Origin of the sequence: Streptomyces sp. NPDC059850 (assembly GCF_042731515.1) — a bacterium.
Lineage (GTDB): Bacteria > Actinomycetota > Actinomycetes > Streptomycetales > Streptomycetaceae > Streptomyces.
In genome coordinates this window covers 18,360-42,370 of record NZ_JBHWJI010000054.1, presented here as the reverse complement: position 1 = coordinate 42,370, position 24,011 = coordinate 18,360, and the positions used below count along the sequence as shown (strand labels likewise).

Here is a 24,011-nt window from a genome sequence, read left to right as displayed (position 1 = left end):
CCATCCCCTCGACCTCACCCGCCGCAGAGGAAATACGGCGTTTCAGCGAGGAATTCGCCGACGCTCTCCGCATATCCCCGGGGAATACCGGGCGGGCAAGAAAACGCGACGCGCCCCGGCTTTACGGAATTCCCGCCTCCGCGCCCCGGACGGCCACGCTCTCCTCGTCGCCCTGGCGCTTGCGGCGGGCCGCGATCACCACGTACACGAGCACCCCGGCGAACAGGAACAGCACGCCCTGGTACACCGCCGCGTACCCGGCGCCCGACACCAGCCAGAAGGAGAAGCCGAAGCCCGCCAGCGCCAGCACCAGGTCCCAGACGAAGCGCCCGGTCCTGACCTCGTCGCGGCGCCCCGCGAGCAGGAAGTACAGCTGGGCACCGGCCGCCAGCAGATAGGGGACCGTCGCCGAGAAGGTGGTGATCAGGACGAGGGTCGCGAAGACGCCGTTCGAGCCCGAGGTGTAGTTGACCACGGTCAGGAGCGACGCCAGGATCACGCCGATGATCACCCCGGCCGTCGGCACCCCGCGCCGCTTGGCCGCGAAGACGGCCGGGAAGAGCCCGTCCTGAGCGGCCGCGTACGGCGCCTGGGCGCTCATCAGGATCCAGCCGTTGAGCGCGCCGACGATGGACACCACGGCGGCCACCGCGATCAGCGTGCCGCCCCAGGTGCCGCCGAACATCGCGTCGACCGCGTCCGAGAAGGGGGCGGTGGAGTTCACCAGGTCCTTGTGGGCGACCGTGCCGAACACCGCGACCGTGCCGAGGAGGTAGACCACGGCCGCGCCGATCGTGCCGAGCACGCTGGCCCGCCCCACGTTGCGCTCCGGGTTCTCCATCTCGCCCGCGCTCATCGACGCCGACTCCACGCCCAGGTAGCTGTAGAGCAGGATCGCGGCCGCCGCCGACATGCCACCGACCGCGCTGCCGCCGCCCGCGTTGAAGGGGCCCATCTTGTCCGGGTCGAAGAAGAAGAGCCCGACGACCGCGACGAAGAGCAGCGGGATGAACTTCAGCACCGTCGACACCAGCTGGACGGCGCCGACCCAGCGCGTCCCCGCGAGGTTCGCGAGCCCCGGCAGCCACAGCACGAGCAGCGCGATGGCCAGGTCCACGCCCTTGGACTCGTTCCCGGGGGCCAGCACATGGACGTAGCCGACCGCCGCCACCGCGAGCGCCGCGTTGCTGACCCAGGTCATCGTCCAGTACGACCACGCCGACAGGAATCCCGCGAAGTCGCCGAAGGCGGCGCGGGCGTGCACATACGGCCCGCCCGTGCTCGGGTCGCGCCGCGCGAGGCGCCCGAAGACGAGCGCGAGCGCGATCGCGCCGACCGTCAGGACGACGAACGCCAGCAGACTGAGGGTGCCGTACGGGGCGACGGAGGCGGGGAGCAGGAAGATGCCGCCGCCGATGATGTTGCCCATGACGAGGGCGGTCGCCGTGGGCAGGCCGAAACGGCGCGTGTGGTGCTGGTCGAGCATGTGAACATCGTCATGGACGATGTACGGTGCACCAAATCACCGGGCTTTGTCCGGCAGGACGGGGTCGGCGGCCGGAAATGGTACGGCCGGAGGGCTCGGAATCCGGGATTCCTTCGCGGGATCCTGCGCACCGTCAGACACACTCCACTCCGGTGGCGCGGCCTCCGCCGGAACCGCGGCCTCCGCCGTCTCCACCGGAATCGCGGCCTCCGCCGGAACCTCCGGCCCGTCCGCCTCCCGCAGCCAGCGCCGCAGCACCGTGTGCACCCGCTCCGCGCCCACCAGCTCCTCCCCCGCCGCGACGGGCGCGGAGAGCTGGACCGGCCACAGCAGAAACGGGTGGCCCTGCTCGCCGCCGAGCCCGCCGTGCGAGCCGATCTGCTCCTCGAACGCGTGCACCTCGCCGGTCGCCGCGTCATAGGCCGAGTTGACCATGATGTCGGGGGTGTTCCGGAAGTGCGCGGTCCGCCGTACGGCGTCGGCGGCGCCCGGCCCGAAGACCGCGAGCGGGCTCTCCTCGATCACCCGGCCGGTGTCGAGATGGTGCTCGGCGCCCTTCGCCCCCAGCACCACCGCGCCCTCCGTTTCGGAGCGTACGAGCAGGAAGCCGACCCCGGGGTGGTTGGCGAGGGTGTGCAGCAGCGCCGGATAGCGGCGGTCGATGGCCTCGCGGCTCATCCGGCCGGGGACGTCGGGGAACGAGACCAGCCCCAGGTTCCCGGAGGCGAGCACCACCGGCCGGGCCCCCTCGGGCCCCTCTTCGTCCTTCTCGGGCCGGTGCAGCGCCGCCCGCGCCGCCTCGCGCGCCTCCGCGCCGCTCGCCGTACGCCCCGCCGCCTTCGGCACCGGCAGCCCGCACCCGGCGCGCACCAGGTCCTCCAGCGTCAGCCCGTACGCCCCCGCGAAGGTGGCCCCCGGGCTCTGGCCGTGGTCGGACAGCAGCACGATCCGGTAGTCGCGCGGCGCCCGCTCCGCGACCTTGGCGATCAGCGCGATCGACCGGTCGAGGCGGGCCAGCACCTGCTGCGCGTCGCGGCTGCGCGGCCCGGAGTGGTGCGCGACCTCGTCGTACGCGACCAGGTCGGCGTAGATCGCGGTACGGCCCGCCAGGATGTCCCCGCTCACCGCCGCCACCACCACGTCCCGCTCGACGACCGTCGCGAACGCCCGGATGAAGGGGTACAGCCCGCCGCGCCCCACCCGGGGCGTCTCCCGGCGCAGCTTGGCCCGGGTGGACTGGCACAGCTCCCGGACCACCTCGGCCACGAACGAGGCCGCCGTGCGGGTGGCGTTGGCCGGGTCGGAGAAGTACGTGAAGTAGCCGCTGCGGGACCGGTTGCGCTTACTGCGCCGGGCCGCCACGGAGAGCACGAGCGCCAGCTCGTCGGCGCCCCCGGTGAACAGATTGCCCCGGCTCGCGCCGTCCACCGTCAGCAGCCCGTCGTGCCCGGCGCGGGCGGCGGCGCGGCGCTGCAGCACGGCCGCGCTCGTCGGCCGGTTGCTCACCATCACCTCCCCGCTCTTCTTCTCGTACCAGCGGAAGGCGGGCACATCCTCGTTCGACCCGTGCAGGATGCCGAGCTGGCTGGCGCCGGTCTGGCTGGACCAGTCGGTGCGCCACGGGGTGACGGTGTGGCTGCCGCCCACCCACGCCGACACGGTCTCCATGACCGGCGGCCTGCTGTCCCGTGGCCGCAGCGCGTCCCGCAGCACGGCGTGCCCGACCCCGTCGAGCTGGAGGAACACCGTCCCCGGTGGCCGCTCCCGGCCGCCGTCCCCGCCGCTGAGCCGCCGTTCGCGGTCCGCGAGCCGCGCCAGCCGCCGCCGGTACGCCCCGTCGTCCCGCACCGTCAGGAACGTGCTCGTCGCCGAGGACGCGGCCGACATCACCGCCGCCACCACGACCGCCGTCTCCGGGTCGACCGTGCCCCGCCCGGGGATCAGGCTGATCGCGAGCAGCAGCAGCGACCCGTTCAGCACGAACACCAGCAGCCCCAGCACGAGCGCGGGCATCAGCAGCAACGCCCGTACCAGCAGCGGCCAGACGAGCGCGCTCAGCACACCGAACGCGCCGGCGCCGCTGGCGGCGGTGACCGCGATCCTCGTCGCGCTGTCGCCGTCAGCGGCCTGCAAGCGGAAATCGGGCAGGATGCCCGCGAGCGCCAGCATGGTGAGCGTCGACACCGCCCACACGGCCGCCACCCGCAGCAGGGCTCCCCCCACGGTCTTCCATCGGGGCTTCTGCACGCCGGGGCCTCACTTCAGACTCCGGTCCGCGCGGGGGGCGCGGACCGGCTTCCAGCGTTACACAGCGCGGGTGCGTAGCGGCGGGCACGAGGTGACAGGGAGTAGACCATTCCGCTTACGGCACGGTCACGGCGCCCGGCGCCCGGGTCGCCCTGCGCGTCCGGCCCCGGCCTGGAGGGCCGAGGCCGGGGCCGCCGCGTCTTCAGCGGATCGCTACACGGTGGGGTGGAGGTAGAAGGCCTCCGTGTCCCGGGGCTGCCCTGCTGGGGTGAGGTAGTCCAGGACGGCCCAGACGCCTTGCTGGTTGGTTCGGCGCTCCAGGGCGGCGTAGTAGCCGCTGTCGTAGTTGAGCAGCACCGTCCTGTTCGGGTAGCGCGGGTCGAGGTTCTGCAGGACGTAGGTCTGTTCGTCTTCGTCGGGGGGAAGGTCAGCGTTGCAGTCCCAGAGCTGGAGGTAGTCCCCGACGCGGGAGAACTCGCGGTTGTGCACATCCAGGCAGCGGCCCTGGCTGGCCGCGGACCGAAGCCGGACCAGCGGCTCCCCGAAACTACTGGTGCCCGCGTCTTCCGTGAACCAGCGGGAGCGGGCACCCTGGCCCTGGTCGTCGCTGTACTGGACGATGTGGGTGCCGTTTTCCGGGCGGCCCAGGCTGACGCTCAGCAACTGCTCGCTCGACTCGACGTGCATGGTGAAGGAGCGCGGCCCGGCGGCCCCTTCCAGGGCCCCGAAATGGACGGGCCAGTGGTCGCTCCCGGCGTTGGACTCCACGGTAGCCCGCCACCGGTCCGTGTCGACGTTGGAGACCAGGTAGTCGTACTCGGCGTCGGAGCCGCGAATGTACGTGGGCTCGCCCGCGTTGTAGATGCGCGCGCTGCCGGGGAGGCCGAGTCCGGGAAGGCTGCTCGGGTGGCGGTTGAAGTCGCCGAGCGCCGCCCAGTTGCCGATGGCGGCGGCTCTGGCCGCGATGTCGATGCGCTGCACCAGGGACCCGCCGTCGTTCCCGCCGCGGGACTGGGCGTGCACGGAGGCGAACAGGATGTCGTTGCTGCGGTTGGTCACCGCGAGGGCGGGCCGGTAGGCACCGGGGATGTTCAGCACCTCGTCCGGCTCCCATGAGGTGACCATCCCGAGGTTCCGGCTGGGGGTTTCCAGTATGTACAGGTGCCGCTCGGGGCCGCGGGGGCCTTCCTGCCACAGGTAGTGGTCGATCCCGTTGGTGCTTCCCTGGTAACGGGCACCTGTCGGCGGGGTGGCGGGCACCTCCTGGAGGGCGACCACGTCGTGGGCGCGAGCCAGGTCGTAGGCGGCGCTCCAGCGTGACCTGCTCTGGTCCATGTTCCAGGTCGCCGGTGAGCTGCTGTCCGGGTCGGCCGCCTGTGCCGTACCGGGAACGGCGACGACCCCCGCGCATGCGAGGAGCAGGGTCACGAGCAGGGCGATCGGGGTTCTCAAGCGCGGGGGTCGGTTCCGTCGTAAGTTGTCGCCGACATCGTGCTGAGCGCGACGATGGATGCGCATGAACGTTCCTCCCCCTCAAGGGAATTGGCGGCTGCCGATCGGACGTCTTCCACGGTCCCCGATACGCCTTGCCCGGTGACGCCCCTTCATGTCAACTTCACCGAACCTGCGCGCCCCTGGCCCAGGATGGCCAGGAACCGGGACTCCACCGCGGCGGGCGATCGCGCTGGTCGACACCGGCCCGCGGAGGGACGCATGTCGCCGATGTCCGGCGCGCCCGGATCGTCGCGCTACGAGGTCGACCACTCCATCACGCCCGAGGGCGCCCGGGTCGCCCCTCGCATCCATGACGACGCATGCGTCACGGCGTTCCTGCAACCGACCAACTACCAGGTCAGCACCAACGGGCCGTACCTGGAAACCGGCTGCTTCGCACCACCCTCCGGCCACTGAGACGGGCCGGGACATTCACACGCGGTCCAGGCGCTGTGGCGGGTGGGGCGGCCACGGCCCGAGAGGGGGCAGTTCCCCCGCCGCCACCGGTAGCACCACGGGCGTACGTCCGGACAGCCAGGCCGCCAGGTCGCGCACGCGTCCGTCGACCACCGTGCCCGGCGTCCCCTCACCGGCGGACCACTGGCGGCGCATGTCCTCGGCCCGGACCAGAGTGCCTGCCGGAAGGCGGCCGAGGAGGAAGTCGATGGCATGTGCGGCCAGGTCCTCGGGCCAGTCGTCCGGCCCTACGCCGAGGTCCAGGTCGACCATGTGGATCCACGCCTCGCGCCAGCGCGCGAAGACCGTGGCGGCGATGTCCGCGTTGCGGAACGTGACCGGACGGCTCCAGTCCACGTCGTCGGCGCGTGACCAGACCGCCTCCAGCCCGGCGGTGTGCGCGGCGAGTTCCGCGCGGTGCTCGACGGCGCTCCGGCCCGCCGTGGCCTCGATGATCGCGTTGCGCTCGTCCATGCCTCCGTCGTAACCCGCGACCAGCTCACCGCGCAGGGCATGCTCCGCGAGACGGGCGAACATCCGCGCGTTGTCCGTGAGATGCGCCAGAACATGCCCGCGTGACCAGCCCGGAAGGGCGGACGCCTCGGCGACCTGCTGGTCGTTCAGTCCGGCCACGACCCGTTCCAGCGTCCGGTGGGCTTCGGTCACTGCCGCTACAGGAGGGTGCATGCCGAAGATCATGAACCGCTTAGCCGAAGGCTGTCCATCGCCTACGCCACAGTGCTGTCCGGCTCGTCCAGCCACACCCGATGTCCGTCCGGCGTCACGGTGAGCCCGAACCGGGTGTGGTCCGGCGCGCCCTGCGCCTGCCACCACCGGTACGCGCCCTCCACTTCGTCCCACAGCCGACGCGCCCCCGCCTGCCAGACGCGCGCCCGCTCCTTGTCCGCACGGAACACCACGCACGCCCAGGACCGGTCCCCCAGCCCGTAGAACCACACGGCCCGCGCCCCGTCGTCCGCCTTCTCCGCCACGACCTGGACGCAACGCGGTACGCGCAGCCCCAGCACGAAGGGGAGGGCGCTGTACTGCCCGGTGACGAACTCCGCCTCGGTGATGTCGGTGACGGACGTATCGGCGCCGTCGGTCGTGTCGTACGCACTGTGGTCAGGGAGCGCCAGCCGCTGGGCGCGCAGCTTCATGAACTCGGCGGGCCGGGTGAAGCGGCCGGTCGCCGTCCCCTGGTGCACCGTGAGCCGGGCGATGGCGTCGGCGTGGGTGAAGTGGGTGCCCCAGGGCGCGACGATGAGCCCGCCGGGGCGGGTCTGCTCGATCCACGCCCCGGGGATCGCCCGGACCCCGACGGTGGCCATGACGCGGTCGTACGGCGCGCGGCCCGCGTATCCCCCGGCTCCGTCGCCCACGACGACGGCCGGGTGCCACCCGGCGGCGCGAAGCCGCTCGCCCGCCTTCCGCGACACGTCGGGGTCCACCTCGACGGTGGTGATGCCGCCTTTGCCACAGCGGTGGGAGAGGGCCGCCGCCGTCTCGCCGGTGCCGGTGCCGACGTCCAGCACCGCCATGCCGTCGTCCACGGCGAGGTCCTGGAGCAACGTGTAGACGACGGACGGCATGGAGGAGCTGCTGGTGGACACCCGTCCGGGTTCGGCGCCGCTGTGCTCGCCGTCGTCCCACTGCGTCACGATCGGCGCATCGCGGTCGACGGCGGCGTACCAGGCGCCGGGCTCCTCGGTCTTGTCGACGGCGGTGGCGGCGTGGGTACGGGTGTCGAACGGCCACATGAGGTCGGGCAGGAACGCGGCCCGGTCCACGGCGGCGAACGTAGCCACCCAGTCCGCCGCCATCACCCGCCCCTCCAACAGCACCCGCCCCAACACCTCCCGCCCGGGGCGCGTCACTTGGGCGGATTCGGCACGCCGGGCCCGCCGTCAGGGGTCGGCGGCTGATGCGGACCGGGGTAGGGCTGCCCTGGCAGCGTGTCCCCGTTTCCGCCTGCGCCATGAGCCGTGATGATCTGCGGCATCGGCACTCTCTCCTTCGTCCGGCCGGAGCCCTCGGTCAGCAGCATAGAGAGCGCCGCTAGAGCCGGACACGAATCACAAACACTGGACGCATGCCCGCCGTGGACGCGGAGGCCCTACGGGCCGGGCAGCGCCACGAGGAGCGGACGCAACGGGACCGGTGTCGACACCACACAAGATCATGATCACGGGCGGACGACTACTCGGCGTCACCACCGACTGCGGGCCAGAGCCAGTGACCGTACAGTCCCGCGCGAGCCGATCTTCTTCCGGTGGTCGCGCAGCGGGTCGCCGAGGAAGGTGAACCAGCCGGGTCGCCGACCCGTTGATGCATGCATCGCAGCAGCTCGACAAGTACCGCTTGTCACTCGTCACGGGCCCACAGCGAGGCCCTATTTCAAGGAAAGGGATTGAGGATGCCGGTGAACCCTTCCTCTAATCAGTCTGACGAAAATATGGCCTGGGAGGAAGCGAACAGCAAACGCTATCTTAACGACCCTCCGCCGATAAGCATTCGTGGCACCGATGCCGGGCTCCACCAGTGGTGGAATCGATGGAAGAAAGAGGGCCAAGAAGGTGCACTGCCCAATCCGAGCGGCTGGCACAGATACGTCCAAGACGCGGCGTATACACGGGAAGTCGAGGGGAGGGCGCGATACAAGGGTAATCCCGAAGCAGAATTCAACCTATTGAATGATCTACGGCAAAGAGCTCACGCCTTCGGGGCCCTGGTAAGGGTGCATCGCGGATCGGAGGAGGATGCCCGAGAATTCCAGAAGAGGAAGTATTGGCCGACGGAGACCCGCGAGGCCGCAAGGGAACGTGACTGGCGCACAACAAACCCAGCGCCGGCCTACTCCTACTTGCCACCTCCGCCGCCCTACTCGGAGGCCACCCGAGCTCCGAGTGACCAGGGGGAAACACAACAACTGAGCTCCTTGCGTCCTCGAACGCCCCGGCCAGGACCAAGGCGCTGACCGTACCCTTCGCAAGGGTCTGTAAGGGCGGCTACTGACCTTCAAAGCGTGGTGTCGTAGGGGCTGACGTCTCATGGTCTCTGCGGTATGCCGACTGCATGAGGTACGCGCAGGGTGGTGGTCTGACCGCTGAACGGCGAGCCCTCCGGGAGAAGTTGCGGATGGAGCAGTCGGCTTCGACCACCCCGTTCAGAACAGCGGTGACAGGCCCCGGCCGTCCGCGTGGGCTAGCCCAACGCGCCCGCCTACTGGCGCATCCGGGCGGTCAGGTCGGCCGGGGCCTTGTCCGGGGAGCCGGAGTCGTAGGGCGGCTGGGGGTCGTACTGGAGCATCAGCTGTACGGTCTGCGCGGTGTCGTCCCCGGCGATCCGCCCCGCCAGGGCCAGGCCCATGTCGATCCCGGCCGAGACACCCGCCGCGGTGACGTACTTGCCGTCGAACACGTAGCGCTCGTCCACCGCCTCCACGCCCAGGGCCCGCAGGCCCTCCATGGCGGTCCAGTGGGTGGTGGCGCGGCGGCCGGTGAGCAGTCCGGCCGAGCCGAGGATCAGCGAACCGGTGCACACCGACGTGGTCCAGGTCGTGGTGGCGTCCACGGCCCGCAGCCAGGCGAGCACCTCCGGGTTCTTCTGCTGCTCGCCCGGGTACGGACCACCGGGCACCAGCACGACGTCCGGCCGCGCCACCTCCTCCAGCGTGGCTTCGGCCACCAGTTGGAGGCTGCCGCTGTCGTTGCGCACCGGGCCGCGGCGTTCGGCCACGAACACCGGCTGGGCGCCGGGCAGTCCGGCCAGGGTGTCGTACGGGCCTACGACGTCCAGCGCCGTGAAGCGTTCGTACAGCAGGATCGCGATCTGCATGATGGTTCCTCTCGATGAAGGGATGGGCTCAGGGATGGAACCGGCGCCGGTACTCGGCGGGGGCTGTGCCCAGGTCGCGGACGAAGGCGCGGCGCATGGCCTCCGGGGTGCCGTAACCGCAGGCGCGGGAGACCTCCTCAACCCCGTCGTCGGTGTCCTCCAGCAGCCGCCGCGCCCCTTCCAACCGCACCTGGTCCACGTACCGGCCGGGCGTGACGCCGGTCTCGTCCCGGAAGGCGCGGGCGAAGTGGCGCGGCGACAGGTTCGCCCGCTCGGCCAGGACAGGTACGGACAGGTCGGCGCCCGGGTGTTCGGCGATGTACTGCTGAATGTCGCGCAGCGGACGGCGCTGTGCGCTCTGCGCCGCCAGCTGGACGCTGAACTGCCGCTGCCCGCCGGGGCGGCGGAGGAAGACGACCAGGAAGCGGGCCACTCTGAGCGCGACATCGCGGCCCAGGTCCTCCTCCACGAGGGCGAGCGCGAGGTCGATGCCGCTGGTGACCCCGGCGGAGGTGGCCACCGGCCCGTCGCGGATGTAGATGGGCTCCGGATCCACCTCCACGGCGGGGAACCGCTCGGCCAGCCCCTCCCACAGCGCCCAATGGGTCGTCACCCGGCGACCGTCCAGCAGCCCAGCCGCGGCCAGCGCGTAGGCCCCGGTGCACACCGACACCAGCCGCCTCGCCGCCGGGGCGTGCTCCCGCAGCCACGCCACGACCCCCGGATCCATCCGGGTGGCCTCACCACCCGGCACGATCAAGGTGTCCGGAACGGGCGCGTCCGGCAGCGCGAGATCCGGAGTGACCAACAGCCCGCTGGAGGTGCGCACCGCCGAGCCGTCCAGGCTCCCGGTCCTGATCTCGTACGCACCGGGAACCACCCCCGCCGCCCCGGCGAAGACCTCCAACGGCCCGGTGAAGTCCAGGCTCAGTACGCCGTCGAAGAGGACGACGAGCACGGTGCGCGCTTCCATGTGATCCATGCTGGCGGCGGGAAGCGATGGCAGCAATGACACGTTCCCCACCTTTCCTGCCATGCGCGCGGCGCGGCCCAGGCATCCTGAAGCCGCCGAGGCGGTCCCGGAATTGGGCCTCCCGTCCCGCCTCAAACTCACCCGATCGAGCGGATCGCGGTCTCGCACCATTGACCACGGGTGGGCGTGAACTGCGCCGACACACCGAACGCCGACCAATGCGGTTGAGCGCGCGGGTCGCTGTCCCCCAATGGGCGCGTGACTCTCTCCACCACCCCGGCCCCCGACAACACGGCAACCACCCCGGCTCCGCGCCGTCCTGACGGCCGTGGCGCTGAGCGCCACCTCCAGGCTTCTGGCCGGACTTCTCGCCCCTGGCACCGCAGCGCACCGTATGGGCCAAGCCTTACCGGCCCTGGTGATCGTCACCACGACGGCCTGCGCGAGCTACCTGGCCGACGCCGTTGCCCGCTTGTCGGCCAGCCGCTTGGCGCCCCAGGTCAACCGCGAGGCCGACCTCGCCGTCATCACCGCCTCCGTCAACGCCGAACTGGGCGCCTACGAGAACGCGAGCTTCGAGGACGGGCGGTTCGCCGCCACGCAGGGCGCGGTGAAGATGCCGGAACTGATCACCAGCGCCCAGACCCTGGTGTCCGCGTGTGCGCAGCTCCTCGCCGCGCTGGCGGTGGTGGCCACGCTCAACGCCGCGCTCCTGCCGCTCCTGCTGCTGGCCGTCTTCCCCCGGGTGTGGGGCGCGGTGCGCGCCGCCCGGCTCGACCACGAGGCCGCCCACCGAGGCCTCGCCGACACCCGCCTGCGCCGAGTCCTCGCCCAGTACACCACCGACCGTGGTACCGCCGCCGAACTGCGCTCGGCGACCATGGGCGACTTCATGGTGGAGCAGTACCGCGTCATCTCCGGCCGCCTGGAGGCCGAGCAGATCAGCGCCTCCCGGCGCGCGGCCCTCACCCAGGGCGCGGGCGATCTGCTCGCCACCCTCGCGCTGGCCGCCGTGTGGGCCGGGATCCTCTACCCCACGCTCACCGGCCGCATGGACGTCGCCACCGCGGCGACCACGGTCGTGGTGGTCCGCACCGCCAACGCCGCGCTCTCCGGCAGCGTGCGGGCATCCGCGCGCCTGTTCGCGACCAGCCTCTACGTCACCGACTGGGTCAGGTTCCTCGACACCGCCGACGACTGGGCCATGCACCGTGGAACCAAGACGGCCCCGGCAGGCGGCCCCGAGGTGATCCGCGCCCGCGACCTCACCTTCACCTACCCGGGCAAGGACACCGCCGCCATCCGCGACGTCAGCCTCGACATCCGGCGCGGAGAGATCATCGCCCTCGTCGGGGAGAACGGCTCGGGGAAGACCACCCTGGCCAAGCTGCTGACCGGGCTCTACCTGCCCACCACCGGGACCGTCACCTGGAACGACGACGATCTCGCCGACCTCGACCCCGCGACCGTTTGGCGGGCCACCGCCATGGTCCCGCAGGACTACACCCGCTGGCCGCTCGCAGCGCGGGAGAACATCACCCTGGGCCAGCCCCGCCCCCAGGGTGACCACGCGGTGCACGTCGCGGCCGAGCGCGCCGGGGCCGACACCGTACTGGCGAAGCTCCCCAGCGGCCTGGACACCTCCCTCGCCCGCTCCTGGTGGGGCGGGCACGATCTCTCCGGAGGTCAGTGGCAACGCATCGCCATCGCCCGTGCGTTCCACCGCGACGCCCCCGTGGTGCTCCTCGACGAGCCCACCTCAGCCCTCGACGCACGAGCCGAACACCAGGTCTTCAGCCGCCTCAGACTCCTCGCGGGCGACAAGACGGCGCTGTTCATCACGCACCGCCTCGCCAACGCCCGCGTCGCCGACCGCGTAGTGGTGCTGCACGACGGCCGGATCGCGGAGTCCGGCACCTACAGCCAACTGCTGGAGAACGGCGGGCTCTTCGCGGATCTGCACCGCCTGCAAGAAGGACCCGAGGCCAACGCGGTGTGACGACGACCCGCTACCCCGACGAGGACGACGGCGCGCAGCTGACCCCTGCCGTCTGCTGGCGGGCGAGGAGGCCGGAGGTGGTTACCGCTGCGGTGCGGCGCACCAGGTCAGTGAAGTCGATGCGCATACCGGCCAGCGCCGGGTCGGAGGCGTAGGCGCTCCGCACCGCCTCCGAGGGGCGGCTGCAGGGCCAGGCCGTCATCGCCATCAGCAAGGTGGTCTCCACCAGGGTCACCGAGCCCTCCGGGCCGAGCTCGGGGAGGTGCCGCGCCACGCGCCGAACCAGTGCCTCGATCGACTGTCGTGCGGCGAGCTTGTGGCCGATGGCGACCTCTGCGGAGATGTTGTGCTCCAGTACCGCGGCCTGCGCGCTGAGCAGGTCGCACAGCACCGGCCGCTCGGCCATCGAGGTGGCCAGGAGATCGGCGAGGCGGTCCCCGCGCTCACCCGGCGTGCCCTCGCCGGGCGGCTCGGTGTGCTCCAGTGCGGCGATCCAGCCCTTCACCTCGGCGTCCAGCAGGACGAGCAGGACAGCCTCCCGCGACTCGAAGTAGCGCAGCACATTCGCCTTGGCCAGCCCGACGCGTCGGCTCAGCTCGTTCAGGCTCAGCTGCGCGACCGGCATCTCGGTCAGCATCCCGGCGGCGGCCTCAAGGATCTGCTGGCGCCGCTGGGCGCGCTGCTCGTCAGTGCGTGCTCGCTGAAAGGCCATAGCCACATGCTACAGACCGTCGGTACTTTACTAAGGGACCGAAGGTACGTTACGGTGCGGCGGAGACAAGATACCGGCAGTATGTAATGGAGTCCGTCATGTACCAGGTCCCCGACCAGCACGGAAAGCTCGCCGTCGTCACCGGCGCGAACAGCGGCACCGGCAAGGCCACCGCCACCGCCCTCGCCGCGGCGGGAGCCACGGTGATCCTCGCCGTGCGCACCCTCTCCAAGGGCGAGCAGGCCCAGCGCGACATCCTCACCGCCCACCCCGGCGCCGAGGTCGAGATACGCCACCTCGACCTGGCCGACCTGGCCTCCGTCCGCACCCTCGCCGACGCCCTGATCGCCGACGGCAGACCGCTGGACCTGCTGCTGAACAACGCCGGCGTGATGATGCCCCCGGTCCGCCACGAGACCAAGGACGGCTTCGAGCTGCAGTTCGGCAGCAACTTCCTGGGGCCCTTCGCCCTCACCGTCCGCCTGCTCCCGCTGCTGCTCAAGGCCCCCGCGCCGCGCGTGGCGACGATGAGCAGCGGCACGGCCGCCCGCGGCACCATCCGCTTCGGCGACCTCAACGCGACCACCGGCTACAAGCCGATCCCCGCCTACGCGCAGTCCAAGCTCGCCGACCTGCTGATGAGCCAGCACCTGGCCGACCTGGCGGTGCAGAACGGGTGGCCACTGCTGTCCACCGGCGCGCACCCGGGCAGCGCCCGCACCAACATCGCCGCGAGCGGCCCGACCATGGGCGGCCGCCCGCCGCTGCTCCTGCGGATCCTCGGCCGCCTGGTGCCCTCGCAGGACGCCACCGGCGGCGCCCAGCCGCTGCTGCGCGCCGCCACCGACCCGCACGCTCAGCAGGCCGCCTACTACGGGCCCCGCTGGTCCATGGTCGGCCCGCCCGTCGTGGCGAAGCTCCCGCGCACGGCGACCGACAAGCAGGTCGCGGCCCGGCTGTGGGCCGAAGCCGAAAAGCTCACCGGCGTCTCCGTGCCTGTCGGCCACTGAATCCGCCGAGCCAACCGAACGCAGGGAGGCCGAGGCCTCCCGGGAGAAAACTGGCCATTTAGGGGGCGAGCGATGGCCACAAACAGGGGAGCCAAGCAGCCCTCTGCCTGGGGAGGATCTACAGGTCTCTCAGTGGGCGGTTCGCCTATGCGGGCACCGCCCCAATGCCGGAGCGAACCCCCGGATCAGGTCGAAACCGTACACTACGCCCCTGGACGCAACCCCAGGGCCAGCAGCGCCGGGTGAAGTCAAACCCCAGGTTCAGATCGACCGTCCGCTTGCGACCTCCTCCCGGCGCACCCGCTCCACCGGGGCCTCGCGGGATTCCAGTTCATTCGTCCTCCGCGACAGACACCGTCGCCTGCCGCACCCCGGCGGCCCAGCCGAGCAGCCTGGCCCCGCCATGGTCAATGGACCGGTTCGCCCCTATGGGCAGACCCGTCGGACTTCGTGTCCCTCGGCGCTTGCCGCACTCCGGCCCGCCGGATAGCTCCGGCAGGCCGGAGGTTGTCCCTACGGGCCCGGACGGGCCGTCGGATGGAGGGAAAGGCCGTTCACCAGCTGTGCCTGTCAGGCGGATTGGCGCGTCGCGCTACGACAGGAGTGAAGGAAATGCCTCCCTGTTCCTGTCGGGAGGGGAGCGGGTTGTCAGCCGCGGGAATGTCCGTGCTCTTGCGGTATCTCAGCCAGAACGAAGTCCGGGGAGTTCTCAGCCGGCGAGGTCTGGGTCGGCCGCGGCACGACGGCCGCCCCGTTGTCGGCAAGAGCTGGGCTGGCCATGCCGCTGATGACGCCTAACGTGAGCGCGCAGGTGGCAAGGATCTTCCGAGAGCGGGTCATTAAGACTCCTTCGGGGGATGAACTGCCCCTTGTGGGGCGGGAGTTATCGTACGACAGCGATGACCTTACGTGAGAGGATCTTGGGGATCTCCTGGAGGTGAAGTTCCCCAAGGACGGGTAGTTGCTGAGCTTGAACTCGGCTTGTCGTCGGCGGTGAGCCATGGTCCAGTTCCAATGAGGCATCCTTCGGTGAGACGGGGCCGTTGCTGGAATGCTCCACGGCGTCTCCGAACATGCCGTGCCTTCAACGTTCTTCGGCAGCAGTTCGTGGCCGAGGGCTTCGCAGACCTCCTTGGCCCGTAGCGGCCCGGTCGCCTGGTTGAAGACGGTGAGGATGCGGGGGTAGTCCGGGTGCTCGGCCAGGTCCCGGGCGGCGCTTTCCTGGAGGTCCAGGGCGTCGAGCAGGGGCTGGAGAGTCACGCGGGTACCGCCTGCGGCTCACGCCAGGTGGGGGTGTTCGTGCCGGTGAGGCGTCGGGTCATGACGTGGGTCATCGCCCAGTAGACGCGGGAGGCGGAGGAGGAGGGGCCGTGTTCGCAGTCGCGGACCAGGCGCCGGTGCAGTATCAGGATCCCGTAGGTCTGCTCGACCCTCCACCGCTTCGGCTGCGGCACGAACCCCTTGTACCGCGGGTCGCGTTGGACGATCTCCATGTCGATACCCAGGCCGGCGCCGTGCGCGGCGAGGACGACGCCCGCGATGACCAAGCCGAGGACATCCACGACCAGGCCGCGCTTGCGGCCCGGCACCCCCCGCCCACCGCGGGCTGACCGGCGCAAGGACTCCATCGGGGCGGCGTTCGCCGCCCCGATGGGCGCGGGGGCAGGCGTCAGCCCCGGACTGCGGCGCGGATCTGTTCGGCAGCTCCGCGGCCTCGGGAGCGGTCGCATAGGGCGCGGCTTCCGCGTACAGCTCGGCGAGGCGATCCCCGACACGTGTGCTGCCGATGGAGCCGAACAGCGCCAGAGCGGTCCGTGTTTCCTGGTGGGCGCCGCTGACTTCGCCGACGACCAGGTGAGTGCGGGCCATCCCGAGGTGGTCGAAGGCTTTGCTGCGGACTGGTGTGGACGCCATGGGCCAACCCTGGAGGGGGTGAGCAGGTGCCAGGGCAGTTCCGGCCCGACCGTCATGGGGGACGTGCGGTCGGGCAGTCCGAGGACAAGACGGCGCTGTTCATCACACACCGCCTTGCCAATGCCCGGGTGGCCGACCGCGTGGTGGGCCCGCATGACGGCCGGATCGCGGAGTCCGGCAGCTACAGCCAATTGCTGGAGAGAGACGGGACCTTCGCAGAGCTGCATCGCCTCCAAGAAGGAACCGATCGGGTTGAACCGTCAGGTTGCAGGTCCCGTTGAGAGCATTGCCAGCTTGCGCATCGAGTTCGATGGGAGCGCTTACGCAATGCCACCGCCGAGGAGACAGCCCACCGATCCAGCTGCATCAACGACAAGGCAGGATAACGCAGTTTCGAGTTACGCCGCCTCATTCGCCGTGCCGCCCGAGGGGGCTTGGGACGACGCACCTGTCCCTCGACCGCCCGTACCCGCCACCCAAATGCCACCAAGTCAATTGCTGCCCGGTGCACCAGAGGTAGGGCAAGGTATCGCACGTTCGAATTACGCTGGCTCGTTTGCCGTGCCAGCCAATCCGCGAGCCCGGGGGAACGCACCTGCCGCCCCTCAGCCATCCGCACGTGCCGCCCCTCGACCGTCCCGTCAGCTACCCCCTCCCCCAGGCGAATGGCTGCTCCAGCAGACAGTCCCTCCCGAGGTCATGGCGAGGGGTGCAGGCGCGCCACCCCAGCCGGGAGTACTGCACCCCTCTGACACGCAGATGCCGCCCCCACAACTCCCGGGGCTGGCCGCTGCGGCCAGGCTGGGACAAGATCGGTGGCAGCAGCAGCCCGGCCAAGGGGGGAGTTCTTCCCAGCCCTCCCGGCCGCAGGACCAGCAGCCCAAGGCCAGTAAGGGGATGAAGAAGTAACCTCAGGACGCGGACGGGTCAGGCGCCGCTCCCGGCGCGACGCTCGGCGAGGAGCTGCGTCTCCCAGGCGAAGGCCACACCGGAGGCACCGCCGTGCTGCGCCAGCACCTCGGCGGCGCCCGGCACGGTCTTCTCACGGGCCCAGTCGCGCTGCCACTCGCCCAACACGGCCTGCCAGGTGATCGGAACCACGCCCGCCTGGACCATGCGGCGCACAGCCATTTCGTGCGACTCCTTCGTGGCACCGCCCGAGGCATCGGTGACCGCGAAGACCTCGAAGCCCTCGCCCGCCGCCTGTATGGCTGGCATCGCCAAACAGACCTCCGTCCAGAGACCAGCGATGATCAGCTTCTTGCGCCCGGTCGCCTTGACGGCATCCACGACGCGCTCGTCCTCCCAGGTGTTGATGAAGGTCCTGTCGATCGGCTTCTGCTCCGGGAACACGTCCCGCAGTCCCTGGATGAGGTAGCCGCCGCGCTCCTCCAGCACGGTCGTCAGGATGGTCGGCACGTCGAACACCTTGGCGGTCTTGGCGAGTCCGACGACGTTGTTCACGACCATCGTCGGTTCGTGGCTGTTCAGGTTGGCGAACTGGAACGGCTGGTGGTCGATCAGTACGAGCACGCTCTCCTCGGGCGTCAGCAGGGCGTCGAGTCCGGCCTTCTTCTCGGTGCTCATGGGATTCCCCTTCTGGAGCTTCACGTCGGCCATTTGGTTGACGTGACAACTAAGCTAGAGGCAGGTAGTTGATGCGTCAACTGGCCGCCATGGGGGGCGACTTCGGGGTACGTGCCGGGTGGGCGGACACCCGCCTGAGCCGCGCCGCTACGCTCCCCCCATGAACGCAACGCCTCGCTGGCTGACCTCGGAGCAGCAGGCCGCCTGGGACGGCTTCATCCACCTGCAGGAGAAGCTGATCGGACGGCTTTCTCGCCGGGTCCAGGCCGACTCCGGGATGTCCGCCTCCGACTACCTCGTGCTGGCCAAACTCACCGAAAACGGCGGGCGGATGCGCTTCATGGACCTGGTGAAGCTGGTGGAGTGGGAGAAGAGCCGCATGTCTCACCAGGTCAGGCGGATGACGACGCGCGGACTGGTGGCCAAGGAGGATTGTCCCGACGACGGGCGCGGAGCGTTCATCGTCGCCACCGCGGCGGGCCGCAAGGCGATCGAGGACGCCGCGCCCGTGCACGTCGAGCACGTTCGCCGACTGTTCATCGACGCCCTCCCCCCTGAAGACCTCGCCGCGCTCGCCAGGATCTCGAACCGTGTCCTCGCCCACATGGAGAAGCAGCCCGACTGACGCCTAAAGGCGGACGCGGGCCCAGACGGTCTTGCCTACGGTCCGCTCCTGCACGCCCCACGCCTCGGCGAACCCCTCCACGATCGCCAGCCCGCGCCCGCGCTCGGAATCCGGCGACGCGTCACCGGCTACCGGCATCCCGTCGCCGGGGTCGGACACCTCGATGCCGACCAACTTCTCTGCGTCGTATGCGATACGCACCTCGTAGTACCTCCCGGGTACGCGGCCATGCCGTACCGCGTTGGTGGCCAGCTCCGACAGCACGAGCATCGCCAACGGGAGCGAGCCGGGCGCTACGCCCCACCCCTGCAGTGCGGCCTCGGCCGCGTGGCGTGCGCGGCGGACGGATGGGGGTACGGGTGTAAACCGCTGCTTCCAGCCATGGCAGGGATTTACGTCGTGACTTTGTGCATTCATGCCCCCACTGTCGGTGCAGGTGGCTACCTTCGCCAGTAACAGAACGTCGACTGCGGCGGACGACAACTCTGGTCGAACGGACGTTGATTGGCGTTGAGCCGCGTTGAGGGGTGGTTGAGATGCCACAGGCCAAAAAGAAGGACGCCGCACCGCCGACGGTGCAGTACTTCGCCGCTGTGCTGCGGATTCTGCGGGAGCACGCGGGACTGACGCAGGAAGAGCTGGGCAAACGGATGAACTACACCGGCTCGGCGGTGAGCGCGGTGGAGACGTGTGCGAAGCCGCCTACGGACGAGTTCATCGAAGCGGCCGAGAAGGCGCTGGACGCAGGCGGGCTATTGAGGGCCGCCATCGGCAGCCTGCGGCTGGAGCGGTACCCGGAGTTCTTCCAGGGATTCGTACAGTTGGAGCAGGAGGCGCTGAGCATCTCGTCGTACTGCACGCAGGTGATCGACGGCCTCTTGCAGACGAAGCCGTACGCCCACGCGCTACTCCGGAGCAACTACCCGCCGTTCGAGGCCGATGAGCTGGAGCGGCTGGTTGAGGCCCGCATTGACCGCAAGGCACTGTTCGACCGCAAGCCGATGGCGCTGGTCCATACCGTGATCGAGGAGTCGGCACTGCGGCGAGAGATCGGCGGCCCTGAGGTCATGCGCGCCCAGCTCCAGCACCTCGTGGAGTGCGCGGCTCGCCCCAACGTGACCATCCAGGTCATGCCATCGAACCGTGCGGAACACGCGGGCCTTCGAGGCGCGTTTACGGTTCTAGAGGCTCCCGACCAGACCTCCCTGGTCTATATGGAGAGTCACGGCGAGAGCATCCTGGTCTCCAAGCCCGACAAGGTGAACGCCTTGGCGCAGCGCTATGCCATGATCAGGTCCCAGGCTCTCGGGCCAGAGGAATCCGTGCGCTTCATCGAGCAGTTGATGGGTGAGCTATGAGCAGACTCGTATGGTTCAAGAGCAGCTACAGCGACTCAAGCGGAGGCGACTGCGTCGAGGTAGCCCTCGACTGGCACAAGTCGAGCTACAGCGATTCCGGCGGAGGCCAGTGCGTCGAGGTGGCGCAGACGCCCGCCACCGTCCACGTCCGGGACTCCAAGGTCCCGGACGGGCCGAACCTTCAGATAGCCGCGGACGCCTGGTCCGCGTTCCTCACGCTCGCCACCCGCTAGCGCGACAGCCGTCCCTTCACGCCGCGGACAGGACGAGTGAACCACTCGGGCCCTGTCCGCGTTGCTGGCCGTGAAGAAGACGTTCCGAGTCGCATAGAGGGATACCGTGCCACACGACGCCATGGTCGCCGCCGGGTACATCGCTTGGGTCAGCGAGGATGAGGGCCGCCGCCTGGAAAGGCTGCCGGACAGCGACGAGCTGGTGGATATACCGGCCATGTACGTGGGAGAAGGGCAGCACCAGCAGTACGTCCCCGCGCGGCGGCAGGCGCCGGTCGGCCGAGCGCTGCACAGCTATCTCAGCCTTGCCAACCCCGGGGCAGGGAAGTTAACAGCGGAGACACTGACCAGCATGAAAATACCCGGGAAGGACGTACCGGGGCTGGGCTGGCACATTCACCCGGACGCACTGACCGAGGCCCAATACAAGCAATGGTCAACCCCCGCGGACCGTGAACAAGCGAGCAACATCAAACGGCTCTTCACAGAAGGCCGGGTGACGCGAGGGTTCATACCGAGCACCGTCACCAAAGAGCGAAGAAACTTCACCGACGCCTGGGAGGCGGTGGCCCGCAACCGACTGCATGACAACCATGCGCGGCGCAGGATCACGGCGGGCCCGGCAGAAGCGTGGGCGCTGGCCGACCAGGGCGGGCTCCCCCTTGAGCGGTCGGCCGCAAAAGGCCGCTTGAGCATCGCCGCCAGCGCGCTGTCGACAGAGCAGGCACGACGCATGAACAATGCGGCATTCATCGGGGAGCTGTACACGAAGGACCTGCTGTCCCCAGGCCACATCGTATCGGAATCCGTTTACCGCCATCGGTTTCCGGCAGGCTGGGAATGGGTGCAGCAGGCCCTGCTCCGCATGCGCAGCCTCACCTCTTCCGGATCGGCCTCCGCGACGGAGGGCGAAAGGCGTGCGCTGATCGACAACGGGAGGATCATGCTGGTGAGCCGAAAGAACAGGAGTGGCGGGACTGTTTGGAAGATCGCTACGGGTGTGCCGAGGGAAAGCGTCGAGACGATTCTGGAGCGCATAGAGCGGCTATCGGCTGCTCAGGCGCCGTACGAATCGCAGGGGGCCCGCAGCTCGTGACGGCGCACGGCAAGACGCGACAACGCGCCCTGATCGCCTGTGCGGCGCTGGCGGCCGGTGCGCTCGCCCTCACGGCCTGCGACGGCGGCGGCACGAACGACACCGGCTCGGCCGCGCCGAAGATCGTTATCTCGGCGAAGGACGGAGCCAAGGGAGCGTCCGTCGACACGACGGGCGTGAAGGCGAACCACGGGAAGCTCACCAAGGTCACCATGACCGTGGCGGGCAGCGGTTCGGCCGTGCCGGGGGCGCTGTCGGCGAACAGTACCCGGTGGAACCCGAAGGAACGGCTGAAGCCCCGGACCACGTACCGGATCTCAGCGAGAGGCAGGGGCTCCGGCGGAGAGGCCCTGACCGCCGACTCCGTCTTCACGACGAGCGGAAAGGCGGGGGCCGGTCTCGAATACGTGGCGATGGGCAGTTCCTTCGCCGCGGGACCGGGCATCCCGCCCGGGCAGCCCGGCGGCGGGGCCACGGCATGCGGGCGGTCGGTGAACAACTACCCGAGCATCGTGGCCCGCGACACCGGGGCGCACCTGACGGACGTCACCTGCAGCGGCGCCACCACGGCGAACATCCTCAACCGTGGCCAAAGTGGGCAGCCGCCGCAGATCGACGCCGTGACCAGCACGACTCGCTTGGTCACGATCACCATCGGCGGCAACGACGTCAACTACCTCGGCAGCCTGGGCGCGTACTCCTGCCAGACCGGCGGCGGCACCAACTGCGGCACCGTGGACCAGTCCGCGATCGACCAGACCTTCGGCCTGCTGACCGACCGGCTCAAGAACGTCGTGAACGCGGTCCACGGCATCGCCCCCGACGCGGACATCTACCTGGTGAACTACTTCACCCTCCTGCCTGACGCCGGTACCTGCGCCGGTGCGCCCCTCACCACCGACCAGGCGGCGTTCGAGCGCGGCGTCGCCTCCCGCTTGGCGAACGCGACCGCCTCCGCGGCGGAGGGCACCGGGGCGACCCTGATCGACCTCGCCGCCGCCAGCCGGAGCCACGACGCGTGCTCGCCCGACCCCTGGGTGGAGGCTTACCGGCCTGCCGCGGGGCGGGTCGCCTACCATCCGAACGAGAACGGTATGCGGGCCGCCGCCCGCTTGGTGAAGTCCGCGCTCAAGGCTCCGGAGTAGCCGGAGCGCTCAGAGCCTCACCCGTCCCACGTAACCGGCAGGTGGCGGACACCGCGCGTGGATACGCCCACCTTCCACTCCACGTCCCGCTCGGCGTCGGCGAACCGCAAACCCGGCAACCGCTCAAGCAACGTGTGCAACGCGATCCGCAGTTCCATCCGGGCCAGCGGGGCGCCGAGGCAGTGGTGGGGGCCGTGGCCGAAGCCGAGGTGGGTGGCTTCGCGGCGGCGCAGGTCGAGTTGGGCGGAGTCGGTGAAGACGGACTCGTCGCGGTTGGCCGAGTTGATGGCGACGACGACCGGCTCACCGGCCCGTACGGTCACCCCGCCCAGCTCGATGTCTTCGAGCGCGTACCGGGGCTGCATGCTGCCCGAGCCGAGCGGGGTGAAGCGCAGCAGCTCCTCGACCGCCTGCGGGACGAGGGAGAGGTCCGCGCGCAGGGCGGCGAGGTGGTCGGGCTGGGTGAGCAGGACGTAGAGGAAGTTGCCGAGCTGCGTGGCGGTGGTCTCGTGACCGGCGATGAGGATCGCCTCGGACAGCGAGAGCAGTTCGTCCTCGGACAGCCGGTCGTCGTTCTCGCGCGCGGCGACCAGCGAGCTGAGCAGATCGTCCTGCGGGTCGGTGCGGCGCTGTTCGGCGAGACCGGCCATGTAGTCGCGCAGGAGGGTCCGGTAGCCCTTGATCTCTTCGAGCGTGTACTTCGTGGTGGAGAGGAACGCCTCGGACCACAGCCGGAAGTCGGCCCGGTCCTCGAAGGGGACGCCCAGCAGCTCGCAGATGACGGTGATCGGCAGTGGCAGGGCGAAGTCCTCGACGAGGTCGGCGGGGGCGCCGTCCGCCCGTATCGCGTCGACCAGGTCGTCGGCGATGTGCTGGACGCGTGGCCGTAGCCGGTCGATCTGGCGCACGGTGAACGCCTTCGTCACCAGGCGGCGCAACCGGCTGTGCTCCGGCGGGTCGAACGTGCTGATCGTGCCGGGGCCGGGCGCGTACGGCCGTACGCGCGGGGAGTCGCGGCCGACGGAGGCCGCCCGGCTGAACCGGGGGTCGCCGAGGACGAGCCGGGCGTCCTCGTAGCGCGTGGCGAGCCACCCCGGTTCGCCGTACGGGAGTTGGACCCACGCGAGCGGCTCCTCGTGGCGCAACTGGGTGTACAGCGGGGCCAGGTTCAGCTTCTCGGCCGCGAACGGGTACGTCAGGGGCTCGGCGGGCTGGGCGGACGACGTCATGCATCCTCCTTGGCGGCCGGGTGGGGGGAGGTCGGCCACCTCGGTTCGCATTGTCCGCGCCGAACACCAGGGAGATCATTAGAGATCAGTCGGCTCCGGGGGTCCGGGGGGTGATGCCGCGCCGGGAGAGCCACTGCTCGCCCCACTCGTTCAGGGCGCGGAGCAGCGATTCCAGGGACCGCGCCTCATCGGTGAGGCAGTACTCGACGTGGGGCGGCACGACGGGGTAGACGGTGCGCTCCACCATGCCGTCCTCTTCGAGTTCGCGCAGCTGCCGCGTCAGGGCGCGCGGGGCGACGCCGGGCATCTGGCGCTGCAGCTCGTTGAAGCGCATGGTCCCGTCGAGCAGGTGGAACAGGATGACGCCCTTCCACTTGCCGCCGATGATCTTGACGGTGGCCTCCATCGCACACCCCGGCACGTCTTTGAAGGGGAAGGATCGCCCTGGGGACATGTGGCCTGCACTTCCTGTTCGTGAGTCGTGTGGATTCCCGCCCCGCCGGGTGTGGGAGTGGCGGGGGGGGGGGGGGGGGGGGGCGCCCCCCCCCCCCCCCCCGGGGGGGGGGGGGGGGCCCGGGCCCCCCCCGGCGCGCCCCCGCGTCGGCACCCG

At 70.2% G+C, this 24,011-nt stretch carries 21 protein-coding genes and 1 pseudogene; 8 read left to right on the top strand and 14 right to left on the bottom strand.

Annotated features, from left to right (window positions below; translation table 11 throughout):
* Positions 1–121: 121 nt before the first annotated feature.
* The 3 genes from ACFV9T_RS33390 to ACFV9T_RS33380 form a co-directional block, all read right to left on the bottom strand.
* The gene (locus ACFV9T_RS33390) at positions 122–1,486 is read right to left on the bottom strand and encodes an amino acid permease (RefSeq protein ID WP_385446245.1); all 1,365 of its coding nucleotides are present in this window, start codon (positions 1,484–1,486) and stop codon (positions 122–124) included.
* 36 nt (positions 1,487–1,522) lie between these two features.
* Positions 1,523–3,733, bottom strand: a complete 2,211-nt coding sequence (locus tag ACFV9T_RS33385; protein WP_385446244.1) for a phage holin family protein — start codon at positions 3,731–3,733, stop codon at positions 1,523–1,525.
* Positions 3,734–3,946: 213 nt separating this feature from the next.
* A complete protein-coding gene (locus ACFV9T_RS33380) occupies positions 3,947–5,185 on the bottom strand; it encodes a hypothetical protein (protein WP_385446243.1) in 1,239 nt (412 codons plus the stop codon).
* A gap of 261 nt (positions 5,186–5,446) precedes the next feature.
* Between ACFV9T_RS33380 and ACFV9T_RS33375 the strand changes: the two genes are divergently transcribed.
* Entirely contained in the window at positions 5,447–5,644 is a 198-nt protein-coding gene (locus ACFV9T_RS33375; protein WP_385446242.1) for a hypothetical protein, read from the top strand.
* 15 nt (positions 5,645–5,659) lie between these two features.
* On the opposite strand, the gene ACFV9T_RS33370 is transcribed toward ACFV9T_RS33375, so the two are convergent.
* The 4 genes from ACFV9T_RS33370 to ACFV9T_RS33355 form a co-directional block, all read right to left on the bottom strand.
* Positions 5,660–6,370, bottom strand: a complete 711-nt coding sequence (locus ACFV9T_RS33370; protein WP_385446241.1) for a maleylpyruvate isomerase family mycothiol-dependent enzyme — start codon at positions 6,368–6,370, stop codon at positions 5,660–5,662.
* Positions 6,371–6,411: 41 nt separating this feature from the next.
* Positions 6,412–7,506, bottom strand: coding sequence for a methyltransferase domain-containing protein (locus tag ACFV9T_RS33365; protein WP_385446271.1), 1,095 nt, complete (start codon positions 7,504–7,506; stop codon positions 6,412–6,414).
* A gap of 1,399 nt (positions 7,507–8,905) precedes the next feature.
* Entirely contained in the window at positions 8,906–9,520 is a 615-nt protein-coding gene (locus ACFV9T_RS33360) for a DJ-1/PfpI family protein (RefSeq protein WP_385446240.1), read from the bottom strand.
* Positions 9,521–9,548: 28 nt separating this feature from the next.
* The gene (locus ACFV9T_RS33355; RefSeq protein ID WP_385446239.1) at positions 9,549–10,493 is read right to left on the bottom strand and encodes a GlxA family transcriptional regulator; all 945 of its coding nucleotides are present in this window, start codon (positions 10,491–10,493) and stop codon (positions 9,549–9,551) included.
* Positions 10,494–10,887: 394 nt separating this feature from the next.
* Here ACFV9T_RS33355 and ACFV9T_RS33350 point away from each other — a divergent pair, with 394 nt between their 5' ends.
* Positions 10,888–12,492 (top strand): ATP-binding cassette domain-containing protein, encoded by a 1,605-nt coding sequence (locus tag ACFV9T_RS33350; protein WP_385446238.1) that lies wholly within the window; start codon positions 10,888–10,890, stop codon positions 12,490–12,492.
* 10 nt (positions 12,493–12,502) lie between these two features.
* Here ACFV9T_RS33350 and ACFV9T_RS33345 read toward each other — a convergent pair whose 3' ends face one another.
* Positions 12,503–13,204: a TetR/AcrR family transcriptional regulator gene (locus ACFV9T_RS33345; protein ID WP_385446237.1), complete on the bottom strand. Its 702-nt coding sequence runs from the start codon at positions 13,202–13,204 to the stop codon at positions 12,503–12,505.
* Positions 13,205–13,302: 98 nt separating this feature from the next.
* Between ACFV9T_RS33345 and ACFV9T_RS33340 the strand changes: the two genes are divergently transcribed.
* A complete protein-coding gene (locus ACFV9T_RS33340) occupies positions 13,303–14,214 on the top strand; it encodes an SDR family oxidoreductase (RefSeq protein ID WP_385446236.1) in 912 nt (303 codons plus the stop codon).
* A gap of 648 nt (positions 14,215–14,862) precedes the next feature.
* Here the strand turns inward: ACFV9T_RS33340 and ACFV9T_RS33335 are convergent.
* From ACFV9T_RS33335 to ACFV9T_RS33325, 3 genes and pseudogenes are all read right to left on the bottom strand, one after another.
* Positions 14,863–15,474 (bottom strand): hypothetical protein, encoded by a 612-nt coding sequence (locus ACFV9T_RS33335; RefSeq protein ID WP_385446235.1) that lies wholly within the window; start codon positions 15,472–15,474, stop codon positions 14,863–14,865.
* Positions 15,471–15,803 (bottom strand): annotated as a pseudogene (locus ACFV9T_RS33330) (IS5/IS1182 family transposase); the annotation flags it as partial. The gene ACFV9T_RS33335 and the pseudogene ACFV9T_RS33330, both read right to left, overlap by 4 nt.
* A gap of 1,252 nt (positions 15,804–17,055) precedes the next feature.
* Positions 17,056–17,715: a hydrolase gene (locus ACFV9T_RS33325; protein ID WP_385446234.1), complete on the bottom strand. Its 660-nt coding sequence runs from the start codon at positions 17,713–17,715 to the stop codon at positions 17,056–17,058.
* 160 nt (positions 17,716–17,875) lie between these two features.
* On the opposite strand from ACFV9T_RS33325, the gene ACFV9T_RS33320 reads away from it, so the two are divergent.
* Positions 17,876–18,340, top strand: a complete 465-nt coding sequence (locus tag ACFV9T_RS33320; protein WP_385446233.1) for a MarR family winged helix-turn-helix transcriptional regulator — start codon at positions 17,876–17,878, stop codon at positions 18,338–18,340.
* A gap of 3 nt (positions 18,341–18,343) precedes the next feature.
* Here the strand turns inward: ACFV9T_RS33320 and ACFV9T_RS33315 are convergent, their stop codons facing one another.
* Positions 18,344–18,757, bottom strand: a complete 414-nt coding sequence (locus ACFV9T_RS33315) for an ATP-binding protein (RefSeq protein ID WP_385446232.1) — start codon at positions 18,755–18,757, stop codon at positions 18,344–18,346.
* 119 nt (positions 18,758–18,876) lie between these two features.
* Between ACFV9T_RS33315 and ACFV9T_RS33310 the strand changes: the two genes are divergently transcribed.
* The 4 genes from ACFV9T_RS33310 (at position 18,877) to ACFV9T_RS33295 (ending at position 22,172) form a co-directional block, all read left to right on the top strand.
* Positions 18,877–19,698 (top strand): helix-turn-helix domain-containing protein, encoded by an 822-nt coding sequence (locus ACFV9T_RS33310; RefSeq protein ID WP_385446231.1) that lies wholly within the window; start codon positions 18,877–18,879, stop codon positions 19,696–19,698.
* Positions 19,695–19,931 (top strand): DUF397 domain-containing protein, encoded by a 237-nt coding sequence (locus tag ACFV9T_RS33305; RefSeq protein ID WP_385446230.1) that lies wholly within the window; start codon positions 19,695–19,697, stop codon positions 19,929–19,931. The genes ACFV9T_RS33310 and ACFV9T_RS33305 overlap by 4 nt, the downstream gene beginning before the upstream one ends.
* A gap of 106 nt (positions 19,932–20,037) precedes the next feature.
* Positions 20,038–21,027, top strand: a complete 990-nt coding sequence (locus ACFV9T_RS33300; RefSeq protein WP_385446229.1) for a hypothetical protein — start codon at positions 20,038–20,040, stop codon at positions 21,025–21,027.
* On the top strand, positions 21,024–22,172 hold the full coding sequence (locus ACFV9T_RS33295; protein ID WP_385446228.1) for a GDSL-type esterase/lipase family protein: 1,149 nt from the start codon (positions 21,024–21,026) through the stop codon (positions 22,170–22,172). Before ACFV9T_RS33300 ends, ACFV9T_RS33295 begins: the two co-directional genes overlap by 4 nt.
* 17 nt (positions 22,173–22,189) lie before the next feature.
* Here ACFV9T_RS33295 and ACFV9T_RS33290 read toward each other — a convergent pair whose 3' ends face one another.
* Both ACFV9T_RS33290 and ACFV9T_RS33285 read right to left on the bottom strand, forming a co-directional pair.
* On the bottom strand, positions 22,190–23,401 hold the full coding sequence (locus ACFV9T_RS33290) for a cytochrome P450 (RefSeq protein WP_385446227.1): 1,212 nt from the start codon (positions 23,399–23,401) through the stop codon (positions 22,190–22,192).
* Positions 23,402–23,486: 85 nt separating this feature from the next.
* Positions 23,487–23,855, bottom strand: a complete 369-nt coding sequence (locus ACFV9T_RS33285) for a winged helix-turn-helix transcriptional regulator (RefSeq protein ID WP_385446226.1) — start codon at positions 23,853–23,855, stop codon at positions 23,487–23,489.
* Positions 23,856–24,011 lie beyond the last annotated feature (156 nt).

Bases quoted from the DNA above. Each gene is read 5' to 3' on its own strand.
- ACFV9T_RS33390 (WP_385446245.1), bottom strand. From the start codon at position 1,486: ATGCTCGACCAGCACCACACGCGCCGTTTCGGCCTGCCCACGGCGACC.
- ACFV9T_RS33375 (WP_385446242.1), top strand. From the start codon at position 5,447: ATGTCGCCGATGTCCGGCGCGCCCGGATCGTCGCGCTACGAGGTCGAC.
- ACFV9T_RS33370 (WP_385446241.1), bottom strand. From the start codon at position 6,370: ATGCACCCTCCTGTAGCGGCAGTGACCGAAGCCCACCGGACGCTGGAA.
- ACFV9T_RS33365 (WP_385446271.1), bottom strand. From the start codon at position 7,506: ATGGCGGCGGACTGGGTGGCTACGTTCGCCGCCGTGGACCGGGCCGCG.
- ACFV9T_RS33360 (WP_385446240.1), bottom strand. From the start codon at position 9,520: ATGCAGATCGCGATCCTGCTGTACGAACGCTTCACGGCGCTGGACGTC.
- ACFV9T_RS33355 (WP_385446239.1), bottom strand. From the start codon at position 10,493: ATGGAAGCGCGCACCGTGCTCGTCGTCCTCTTCGACGGCGTACTGAGC.
- ACFV9T_RS33350 (WP_385446238.1), top strand. From the start codon at position 10,888: ATGGGCCAAGCCTTACCGGCCCTGGTGATCGTCACCACGACGGCCTGC.
- ACFV9T_RS33345 (WP_385446237.1), bottom strand. From the start codon at position 13,204: ATGGCCTTTCAGCGAGCACGCACTGACGAGCAGCGCGCCCAGCGGCGC.
- ACFV9T_RS33340 (WP_385446236.1), top strand. From the start codon at position 13,303: ATGTACCAGGTCCCCGACCAGCACGGAAAGCTCGCCGTCGTCACCGGC.
- ACFV9T_RS33325 (WP_385446234.1), bottom strand. From the start codon at position 17,715: ATGAGCACCGAGAAGAAGGCCGGACTCGACGCCCTGCTGACGCCCGAG.
- ACFV9T_RS33320 (WP_385446233.1), top strand. From the start codon at position 17,876: ATGAACGCAACGCCTCGCTGGCTGACCTCGGAGCAGCAGGCCGCCTGG.
- ACFV9T_RS33315 (WP_385446232.1), bottom strand. From the start codon at position 18,757: ATGAATGCACAAAGTCACGACGTAAATCCCTGCCATGGCTGGAAGCAG.
- ACFV9T_RS33310 (WP_385446231.1), top strand. From the start codon at position 18,877: ATGCCACAGGCCAAAAAGAAGGACGCCGCACCGCCGACGGTGCAGTAC.
- ACFV9T_RS33305 (WP_385446230.1), top strand. From the start codon at position 19,695: ATGAGCAGACTCGTATGGTTCAAGAGCAGCTACAGCGACTCAAGCGGA.
- ACFV9T_RS33290 (WP_385446227.1), bottom strand. From the start codon at position 23,401: ATGACGTCGTCCGCCCAGCCCGCCGAGCCCCTGACGTACCCGTTCGCG.
- ACFV9T_RS33285 (WP_385446226.1), bottom strand. From the start codon at position 23,855: ATGTCCCCAGGGCGATCCTTCCCCTTCAAAGACGTGCCGGGGTGTGCG.